This window comes from Pseudomonas sp. p106, from assembly GCF_003936645.1.
Classification (GTDB): domain Bacteria; phylum Pseudomonadota; class Gammaproteobacteria; order Pseudomonadales; family Pseudomonadaceae; genus Aquipseudomonas; species Aquipseudomonas putida_E.
On the sequence record NZ_RHQR01000046.1, the window covers coordinates 1 to 1,251 of the forward strand.

Sequence of the window (1,251 nt, forward strand, 5' to 3'; positions counted from 1 at the left end):
GGTCTGGTATTCCGAACGGGTCAGGCCGATGGACACCTTGTTACCGGTACCGAGGAAGTTGGTCTGGCTGATCGAACCGCCCAGGATCAGGCCGGCGCTCTGGGCGAAGCCCACGCTGGCGGTGATCGAGCCGGATGCCTGCTCTTCGACGCTGTAGTTGACGTCGACCTGGTCGTCGGTGCCCGGCACTGGCGGGGTCTCGACGTTGACTTCCTTGAAGAAGCCCAGGCGCTCCAGGCGGGTCTTGGACTGGTCGATCAGGTAGGTCGAAGCCCAGCCGCCTTCCATCTGGCGCATTTCGCGGCGCAGCACTTCGTCTTCGGTCTTGGTGTTGCCGCGGTAGTTGATGCGGTTGACGTAGGCACGCTTGCCCGGGTCGACCACGAACATGATGTCGACCGTGTGGTCTTCGTCATTGGGCTGTGGCACGCCGTTGACGTTGGCGAAGGTATAGCCTTCGTTACCAAGGCGGCGGGTGATCAGCTCGGACGTGGTGGTCATCACCTTGCGCGAGAACACCTGGCCCGGCTGCACCAGCAGTAGCGACTTGACCTGGTCTTCCGGCACCTTCAGGTCGCCCGACAGCTTCACGTCACGAACGGTGTACTTCTCGCCTTCGTTGACGTTGACGGTGATGTAGACGTGCTTCTTGTCCGGGGTGATCGACACCTGGGTGGAAGCGATGTCCATGTTGATGTAGCCGCGGTCCAGGTAGTAGGAACGCAGGCGCTCCAGGTCACCGGAGAGTTTCTCGCGGGCGTACTTGTCGTCATTCTTGAAGAACGACAGCCAGTTGGTGGTCTTGAGCTCGAACAGCTGCGCCAGCTCTTCATCATCGAACACGGTGTTGCCGACGACGTTGATGTGCTGGATGGCAGCGACGGTGCCTTCGTTGATCTTGATCTTCAGGGCAACCCGGTTTCGCGGCTGTGGCACCACCTCGGCGTCGACCTCGGCCGAGTAGCGACCCTGGGCCACGTACTGGCGCTGCAGCTCGTTACGCACACCTTCGAGGGTGGCACGCTGGAAGATTTCGCCTTCAGCCAGGCCCGACTGTTTCAGGCCCTTCATCAGGTCTTCGGTGCTGATCGCCTTGTTGCCTTCGATCTCGATGCTCGACACCGACGGGCGCTCGACCACGTTGATGATCAGGACATCGCCGTCGCGGTTCAGCTGGATATCCTGGAAGAAGCCGGTCTTGAACAGCGAACGGGTCGACTCCACCAGGCGCCGGTCATCGGCCTGATCGCC

The 1,251-nt window shown here is 61.3% G+C and carries 1 protein-coding gene; it reads right to left on the reverse strand.

Going from position 1 to position 1,251, the window contains the following annotated elements:
• The coding region (bamA, locus tag EGJ09_RS26360) for an outer membrane protein assembly factor BamA (RefSeq protein ID WP_125925179.1) at positions 1–1,251 on the reverse strand (1,251 nt) is incomplete at both ends.